Origin of the sequence: Nocardia sp. GP40 (assembly GCF_050434125.1) — a bacterium.
Taxonomy (GTDB): Bacteria; Actinomycetota; Actinomycetes; order Mycobacteriales; family Mycobacteriaceae; genus Nocardia; species Nocardia albiluteola.
Map to the genome: position 1 here is coordinate 1 of NZ_JBNPVW010000042.1, position 7,997 is coordinate 7,997.

General features: G+C 68.7%; 7 protein-coding genes and 2 pseudogenes. 3 read left to right on the forward strand and 6 right to left on the reverse strand.

Going from position 1 to position 7,997, the window contains the following annotated elements; all coding sequences use genetic code 11:
• Nucleotides 1–407: 407 nt before the first annotated feature.
• Entirely contained in the window at nucleotides 408–1,691 is a 1,284-nt protein-coding gene (gene tyrS, locus ABH933_RS45295; RefSeq protein ID WP_429429318.1) for a tyrosine--tRNA ligase, read from the reverse strand.
• 148 nt (nucleotides 1,692–1,839) lie between these two features.
• Here tyrS and ABH933_RS45300 point away from each other — a divergent pair, with 148 nt between their 5' ends.
• Both ABH933_RS45300 and ABH933_RS45305 read left to right on the forward strand, forming a co-directional pair.
• Nucleotides 1,840–2,409: a DUF1772 domain-containing protein gene (locus ABH933_RS45300; RefSeq protein ID WP_429429320.1), complete on the forward strand. Its 570-nt coding sequence runs from the start codon at nucleotides 1,840–1,842 to the stop codon at nucleotides 2,407–2,409.
• A gap of 77 nt (nucleotides 2,410–2,486) precedes the next feature.
• The gene (locus ABH933_RS45305; RefSeq protein ID WP_429429322.1) at nucleotides 2,487–3,473 is read left to right on the forward strand and encodes a cupin domain-containing protein; all 987 of its coding nucleotides are present in this window, start codon (nucleotides 2,487–2,489) and stop codon (nucleotides 3,471–3,473) included.
• Between the two features lie 118 nt (nucleotides 3,474–3,591).
• Here the strand turns inward: ABH933_RS45305 and ABH933_RS45310 are convergent, their stop codons facing one another.
• Entirely contained in the window at nucleotides 3,592–4,002 is a 411-nt protein-coding gene (locus ABH933_RS45310) for a DoxX family protein (RefSeq protein WP_429429324.1), read from the reverse strand.
• Nucleotides 4,003–4,138: 136 nt separating this feature from the next.
• Nucleotides 4,139–4,807, reverse strand: a complete 669-nt coding sequence (locus ABH933_RS45315; protein ID WP_429429326.1) for a FadR/GntR family transcriptional regulator — start codon at nucleotides 4,805–4,807, stop codon at nucleotides 4,139–4,141.
• A gap of 216 nt (nucleotides 4,808–5,023) precedes the next feature.
• Here ABH933_RS45315 and ABH933_RS45320 point away from each other — a divergent pair.
• Nucleotides 5,024–6,346, forward strand: a pseudogene (locus ABH933_RS45320) (2-isopropylmalate synthase); the annotation flags it as partial.
• A 120-nt stretch (nucleotides 6,347–6,466) separates the two neighbouring features.
• Here ABH933_RS45320 and ABH933_RS45325 read toward each other — a convergent pair.
• The 3 genes and pseudogenes from ABH933_RS45325 to ABH933_RS45335 all read right to left on the reverse strand — a co-directional run.
• Nucleotides 6,467–7,087: a DNA-3-methyladenine glycosylase gene (locus ABH933_RS45325; protein ID WP_429429328.1), complete on the reverse strand. Its 621-nt coding sequence runs from the start codon at nucleotides 7,085–7,087 to the stop codon at nucleotides 6,467–6,469.
• 76 nt (nucleotides 7,088–7,163) lie between these two features.
• Complete coding sequence (locus ABH933_RS45330) at nucleotides 7,164–7,490, reverse strand: DUF3761 domain-containing protein (RefSeq protein WP_429429330.1); 327 nt, start codon at nucleotides 7,488–7,490, stop codon at nucleotides 7,164–7,166.
• A 309-nt stretch (nucleotides 7,491–7,799) separates the two neighbouring features.
• A pseudogene (locus ABH933_RS45335) lies at nucleotides 7,800–7,997 on the reverse strand (IS1380 family transposase); the annotation flags it as partial.

The following is a 7,997-nucleotide window of genomic DNA, read 5'->3' on the forward strand; positions in this document are numbered from 1 at the left end:
GACACCCACACGGGGGTGTAAGCGCCGGAACCAAAATAAATATTTGGCACTGACATTCATCGACACACTATTGAGTTCTCAAAGAACACACGCACTGAAGATCCAGCCGGAATTCTGTCCGACATTCTCTTGAGGCAACTTTCCCAGCCTAACCGCTCTAAACCCCAGAGTCAAGCTCCGGATCTAGATCAGTTGCGCATGTCGCCAGGCGCTCTCCGTCCTACCTCGTTTCCCTGGCCTCTCGGCCCCGGGTCGGTGTCCGTGTCGCTCTGACTTGGAATAAGTTACGTGTCGGAGAACGCAACGTCAAATCCCCAAGACAGCTGGCGTTTGCGCAGGTCAGCGCCCCAGGTTTAGCGCCCTTGCGGACCTGGGTCACCCGATTGTGACCCAGGTCTCGCAGGCCGTCAACGCCCGGCGCGACGAACCCCGGCGAAGTTCTTCTTCCCGCGCCGCAGCACCAGCCACTGTCCGTGCAGGTAGTCGCCCTCGCCGGGGGTCCACTCGGGATCGCTGATCCGGGCATTGTTCACCGACACCCCGTTGTCGTTGACGGCCCGGCGCGCGGCCCCGCGGCTTTCGGAAAGCCCGGAATCCACCAGCAGGTCCACGATCGTGGCGCCGTCGGCTGTGACGGCGACCTCGCTGTCGGTCGCCGCCTCGGTCAGCGCGGCGGACAGGGTCGCGGAATCCAGTTCGCTCAGATCGCCGCGGCCGAACAGGGCCTGGCTGGCAAGCTGCACCGCGGCGGTATTCGCCGCGCCGTGCACCAGCGTGGTCATCTCCGCGGCCAGGCGTCGCTGCGCCTCGCGGGCGTGCGGACGTTCGGTCGTGGCGAGCTCGAGCTCGGCCAGCTCCTCGCGGTCCAGGAAGGTGAACCAGCGCAGGTAACGGATGACGTCGGCGTCGCCGGTGTTCACGAAGTACTGGTACCAGGCGTACGGGCTGGTCATCTCCGGGTCCAGCCACAGGCTGCCACCGCCGGTGGACTTGCCGAACTTCTTGCCGTCGGCGGAGGTCACCAGCGGCGTCGTCAGCGCGTGCACGTGCGCGCCGTCGACGCGGCGGTTCAGCTCGACACCCGCGATGATGTTGCCCCACTGATCCGATCCGCCGACCTGCAGCGTGCAGCCGTGGGTGCGGCGCAACTGCAGAAAGTCGTTGGCCTGCAGCAGCATGTAGCTGAACTCGGTGTAGGAGATGCCCTCGCCGTCCAGGCGCCGCTTGACCGTCTCCCGGGACAGCATGACGTTCACCGAGAAGTGCTTGCCGATATCGCGCAGGAAGTCCACGGCCGACAGCGGCCCGGTCCAGTCCATGTTGTTCGCGACGATCGCTCCGGTGGGCGAGTCGTCCAGGTCGACGAACCGCGACAGCTGCCCGCGGATCCGCTCGGCCCACTCGGCGACGGTGTCGGTCGAGTTCATGACCCGCTCACCGACGTCGCGGGGATCGCCGATCAGCCCGGTCGCGCCGCCGGCCAGCACCACGGGCCGGTGGCCCGCCTGCTGGAATCGCTTGAGCGTGAGCAGCGGAACCAGATGCCCCGCGTGCAGGCTGGCCGCGGTCGGGTCGAAGCCCGAATACAGGGTGATCGACCCCTTGGCGATGTCGGCCCGCAGGGCATCCAGATCGGTGGACTGTGCGATCAGTCCACGCCGGGTCAGCTCATCGATAATGTCCACGGTCACGCTTACTCATCTTTCCGCACGTCCACGGCCCGCCCGCAGACAGGTCCGATGGCGTCGGGCCGAAACGAGCGATGAGTTGGACGCCGGCGTATGGATCCGAGCGTCGAGACCATGTGCCGTCGCAGTCCGGGCGACTGTACTGAGAACCATGACAACGCATTCCGCTCCTGTTCCCCCCGTCCGCCCCAACCCTTTCCGGGCGATCGACCCCGCGACACACATCCCCGGTCGCGCATCGGTCGCGACCCTGGCCGTATCCACGGTCACCACCGGGCTGCTCGCCGGTGTGTACTACGGCTTCTCCATCGCGGTCATGCCGGCGCTCGCCCGGGTGGACGACCGCACCTTCGTGGAGGTCATGAACAAGATCAACGTCGTGATCGTCGGTCCCGCCTTCATGGTCTCGTTTCTCGGATCCGCGCTCGGCGCGACGGCCGCGGCGATCGTGCTGCGCCGGGATCGGCGGCTGCGCCGGTGGGTCTGGCCGGGTGCGGTCCTGTCCGTGGCCGGGTTCCTGATGACGGTCGCCATCAACGTGCCGCTCAACAACCAGCTCGCGGCCGCGGTCGATCTCGACACCGCCCGGCACCACTTCCAGTCGCTGTGGGTGCCTGCCAACAATGTTCGCGCCGTGCTCACCACGCTGAGCTTCGCGGCCCTGAGCGGTGCGCTCGTCGCGGTGTGGCCGAAGAAGGCCCGCCGCACTGCGTCGTCGTGATGATCCGCCGCATCGTCTCGATCCCGGCGCGGCAGGTCCGGGTTGATCGCCGCCGTCCGGTGGGCGATTGTCGAGTAATGGATGCGCTTGCCGATCTGCTCGACGGCCCGCGGGCGCGTGGCGCCTTCGTCATGCGTTCGCTGCTGGATCCGCCCTGGTCCCTGCGGATCGCCGATCGGGCACCGCTCACCGTGGTGGTCGTGACGCGCGGATCGGCATGGATCCTTCCCGACAACGATCCGCCGGCCCGGCTCGAGGCGGGTGGCGTGGCGATTCTGCGCGGACCCGATGCCTACACCGTCGCCGACGATCCGGCCACGCCGCCCGAGGCGGTGGTGCACCCCGGGCAGACCACGACGACTCCGGAGGGCGAACCACTGTGCGAGACATGGGATCTGGGCGTCCGCAGCTGGGGCACCAACCCGGACGGCGCGACCGCCCTGCTGACCGGAACCTACGAGGTGGCCGGGACCGTCAGCGACCGGCTGCTGCGGGCGCTGCCGGCGCTGGCGGTGCTGGACGTTGAGGATGTCGACCCTCGACTGTTCGGCCTACTGGCCGACGAGTCCGGGCGGGACGATCCCGGGCAGTCGGCGCTGCTGGACCGGCTGCTGGACCTGCTCACGATCGCCGCGCTGCGCGCCTGGTTCGCCCGGGCCGAGGCGCCGCGCTGGTACCGGGCCTACGCCGATCCGGTGGTCGGCCGCGCACTGCGACTGCTCGAGCACAATCCCGCCACGGACTGGACGGTGGGCGAGTTGGCCGCCGCCGTCGGCGTCTCCCGGGCCGGGCTGGCCCGGCGGTTCACCGATCTGGTCGGCGAGCCGCCCATGACGTATCTGACCGAGTGGCGGCTGGCACGGGCGGCGGATCTGCTGCGCGGCACGGATGCGACGATCGAATCCATTGCGCGGCAGGTCGGTTACGGCACCGCTTTCAGTCTGGGCGCGGCCTTCAAGCGGCGGTACGGGGTGAGCCCTGGCGTGCATCGGCGCGGAGCGAGTGGGGAAGCGAGCGAGGCCGAGTCACGGGCCGCCGCGTCGGGCGCCGAACCGAGCACATGAGCGCGAGGACGCACGCTTCCGCGGCCGCACACCCGCTTCCCTGCCGTTCTCACCCAACGCTCCGTACACGCGAATTCCGCCGCTCCCTTCGGAAGCGGCGAAATGGTGGCGCGTGTGCTCAGCGGAAGGTCAGCGAGAAGCTGTCGCGACGCTGCCACGCGATCGTCGCGAAGATCGCGGCCAGGACCAGCGGGAAGATCGCCATCGCCGGGGCGTGCAACAGGAACGCCTGGGTGCACGCGGCGAGCACGGTGGTCACGGCCAGGCCGGTGGCGGCGGCCGCGGTCAGCCGCGGGATGAGCAGGCCGATGCCGCCGGAGACCTCCGTCAATCCGGCCAGGTAGCGGAGCCACTGGCCCAGGCCGATCTGCTGGAAGACGTGCACGGCGGTGGCCTCTCCCACCAGCTTGGGCAGGCCGGAGCCGACGATGAAGAAGACGCCGAGCAGGATCTGCACGGTCCAGAGAATGCGGTTGCGGACCTTGCCGGGGGCGACGGTGATCTGGGCGAGGTGGGCGGTGGCGGTCATGATGGTGTCCTTCAGGTAGCCGATGGGGTGTCGAGCGCGCTTGCCCGATAAGACGCGGCGGGTCCCGAAAACTCATCGCCCGCGCCGGAATTCGACACTTTCGGCAGGTCATCGCCCCGATCGGCGCGGAACAGCGCTAGGTGAGCGTCTCCTTCAGGGCGGACAGATGGATGCGGCTCGCGGCGGCCGCCGCCACCGCATCGCGCTTGCGGACCGCGTCCAGCAACACCTCGTGCGCGAGATGATCCGCGGACGGATCCGGCAGCGGGCGGATGCGCAGCATGTCGACCATGGCGTGCCGCAGCCGCGGGACGAAGGCATCGAACATGCCGGCGAGCACGTCGTTGTGGGAGGCGGCCACCACCGTGCGATGGAAGGCGGTATCGGCGTCGACGAGTTCCTCGACGGAGTTCCCCACCTCGGCGCGCGCGGACAGGGCGCGCCACATGGCGCGCAGATCGGCGGGCGTGCGCCGCGCCGCGGCCAGCGCGGCCCCCTCGGCCTCGATGGCGATGCGCGCCTCGAGGACGGTGACGATGTCGGCGCGGCGCAGAACCGCGTCCCAATCCTCGGTGATGTCCAGCGCGGTGACGAAAACGCCCGCACCCTGCCGACTTTCGAGCACCCCCTTGCCCGCGAGTTCGCGAATCGCCTCGCGCAGCGTGGACCGGCCCACGCCCAGCTGGGCCGCCAGGGTGGTTTCCCCGGGGAGCTTGTGCCCCAGCTGCCACTCGCCCGCGCGGATCCGGGTCAGGAGTAGTTCCGCTGCCTGCGCGGCGAGCGGGTACCGCTGCACGTGCGCCAAAACTCGTCCACCTCTCTACTTGTCTGAGGAGTTATCGCCGTCTAGTCTATGCCACATGGGATACCGGGGCCTGCTTCTCCTTCGCTGCCGCAGCGGGGTCTGATCGACCGGCACCCGCCCGCGGGTTGCAGGGCTGCGCCGGTCGTCCGACCACGCGAAAGCCTTTCGAACATGTCGAACGCTCCCCTGACCTGGAATCGCCAGCACCCCTCCGTCATGCCATCGCACGGGTATCGCGATGTGTACCAACGGGTTTCGATACCACTCACCGACCGCCGCTGGCCCGCCAACCGGATCGCCGCCGCCCCGCTGTGGGTGCCGGTCGACCTGCGCGACGGCAATCAGGCGCTGGCCGAACCGATGGATCCCGCACGCAAGCGCACGTTCTTCGAACTCATGGTCGCCATGGGATACAAGGAGATCGAGGTCGGCTACCCCAGCGCCTCGCAGGCCGACTTCGATTTCGTCCGGCTGCTGCGCGAGGATCCCGCGCTGGCGCCCCCGGACATCACGATCGTGGTGTTCACCCCCGCCCGTCGCGATCTCATCGAGCGGACCGTCGCATCGGTCGAGGGCATCGCCAACGACGTGGTGATCCACATGTACACCGCGACCGCGCCGATGTGGCGTGATCACGTCCTGGGCCGTACCCGCGCCGAGGTGGCGGAGCTGATCACCGCGGGCGGGCGCGACATCCTGGAGCTGGCCGGCGACCGGCCCAACGTCCGATTCCAGTTCTCGCCCGAGGTTTTCAACCTCACCGAACCGGATTTCGTTCTCGAGGTGTGCGATTCGATGGCCGAGCTGTGGGACGCCACGCCGGAGCGGCCCGTGATCCTGAATCTGCCCGCGACCGTGGAGGTTGCCACGCCCAACGTCTACGCCGATCAAATCGAGTACATGCACCGCAATCTGGCCCGCCGGGACGGGGTGATCCTCTCGGTGCATCCGCACAACGACCGCGGCACCGGAATCGCTTGCGCAGAACTCGCGGTGCTGGCCGGTGCGCAGCGCGTGGAGGGTTGTATCTTCGGCAACGGCGAACGGACCGGCAATGTCGACATCGCCACGCTCGCACTGAATCTGCACGCCCAGGGCATCGATCCGATGATCGATTTCTCCGATATCGATCGGGTCCGGCGCACGGTCGAGTTCTGCACGCGGATGCCGGTGCCCGAACGGCATCCGTACGCCGGGGATCTGGTGTACACCGCGTATTCGGGTACCCATCAGGACGCGATTCGCAAGGGCTTCGACGAACACCGCAAGCGCGCCGCCGTCCTCGGCGCCGACAAGGGCGAGATCCCTTGGCAGGTACCGTATCTGCCGATCGACCCCGCCGATGTCGGGCGCACGTACGAGGCGGTGATCCGGGTGAATTCCCAGTCCGGCAAGGGCGGCATCGCCTACGTGCTGGAGACCGAGTTCGGCCGGAAGCTCTCGCCCGCACAGGAGCGGGAATTCGCCCGCCACGTGCAGCGGTACACCGATCGCACCGGGACCGAGGTGTCGACGCAGACGCTGTGGACGCTGTTCACCGAGTGGTCGCGGGAGGAGGTCACGGCCGGTTAGGCGTGGCGGACGGCTCATCGCGTATCGCAAGAAGCCCCAGCGGTGCAGCCGTCCGCCAAACCTGGTGCAGCCGTTCGGTCGCCGCGGTTATGCCGATTGCGCGCGGCGCGGTGCACGTGGACTGCGCCGATACGCGGAAACCGCCGCCGATTCCCGCAGCCAGAACCGCCAGGGCCGATCGGCGGCCAGGCTGACCCCGACGCGGGGGCCGACGGAGATCGCCGGATCGGCGATCTCCTCGCCGAGTTCGAGTCGGATCGCCGATTCCGGATCGAACAGCCGGGTTCCGTAATCGTCCAGGATGATTCCGAGCGCGCTGCCGAAATTGCCGGGCCCCCTGGCCAGATCGGCGTCGGTGCGGGCGGCGGGCCGCCGGGCGCGAACGATCTCGTGCCCGGCGATCACCTCCCCCGCACGCAGCAGGACCGCGCTGGCGGTGCCGTCCGGCCCGCTGGTCACGTTCACGCAGGTGTGCATCCCGTAGCTGAAGTAGACGTAGAGCACCCCCGGCGGCCCGAACATCACCGCATTGCGCGGCGTGCGCCCGCGCCCGGAATGCGCCGCCGGATCATGCCACGGCCCCGCCGGATCCCCGCCGTACGCCTCGACCTCGACGATCCGCACCCCTACCGGACCCGACCACAACGTCGCCCCCAGCAGCCGCCGCGCGGCCACCACCGGCTCGACGGCAAGTTCCTCCGCACACACAACACCCCATTCTCCAGGACGCCGTGCGGGCGCCACCCCCGGGACATGGCCGCGGCGAGTTACCGGCCCTCTGGCATCACGGCACGGACACCAGCCATTGCGCGACGCCCTCGTGGCCGGAGCACGCGCCGCGGCGGTGCCGGGTGAAGCTGTAGTCGCCATCGCGGCAACGCGCGGTCGCTCCGGCCGGAACGGCGTCGCCCGGCACGGATTCGGGCCGCAGTACGCATACGCCGTCGATGTTCTCGTATTCGTTTGCGGCACAGGCGATTGGTACTGGCCCGGCCACCGCTACCGGCGTGGCAGCCGGCGTGCCGAGACCGGCTGCTATCGCGAAGACCCAGGGCACGAACACGATTCCGCGTAGCGTCCGGCGATGCGATCGCCTCGAGTCGATACTCATGCGTGAAACTCCCTACCGCAGTGTAGCTTCCGGCCGCTCGGACGCGTCCGGAAGCCCGACGTTAAACCGGTGCGGGGCACTGCGGACCCCGCCACCGACGGTCGAGGACATTCGGCCCGCAATTCGGTGACGATCGGCCCCCTCGTCCGGCGAGAATTCGCCATCTCTTAGCCTCGATCCACCGACATGGGCTGTGGGTGGTTCGCGCGCCTGCGGCGCGCGGACCACAGGGTTTCGGGCGTGAGGTAGTCGCTGGTCTGCCCAGCTTTTCCACTGTTGTTCCTGGTCGTAGGGGCGGTTTGCGTGTGTTCAGCAGGTCGAGAATGTGGCGGTGGTGGCGTTCCACAACTGCTGCCAGGCAGCGACCCAAGGCCAGTGAGCGGGCAAGCGCAGCACAGGTTTTCGCTGCGGCCGTGTGAAACGAGCGGGAACGGCGATGATCTTGCGGCGCAGCGTGGCACCGCGGGCTTTGCCCAGCTTCGGGTCGGCGAGCGTGCCGGCGGCGCG

Bases quoted from the DNA above. Each gene is read 5' to 3' on its own strand.
- ABH933_RS45310 (WP_429429324.1), bottom strand. From the start codon at position 4,002: ATGACCGCCACCGCCCACCTCGCCCAGATCACCGTCGCCCCCGGCAAG.
- ABH933_RS45300 (WP_429429320.1), top strand. From the start codon at position 1,840: ATGACAACGCATTCCGCTCCTGTTCCCCCCGTCCGCCCCAACCCTTTC.
- ABH933_RS45330 (WP_429429330.1), bottom strand. From the start codon at position 7,490: ATGAGTATCGACTCGAGGCGATCGCATCGCCGGACGCTACGCGGAATC.
- ABH933_RS45305 (WP_429429322.1), top strand. From the start codon at position 2,487: ATGGATGCGCTTGCCGATCTGCTCGACGGCCCGCGGGCGCGTGGCGCC.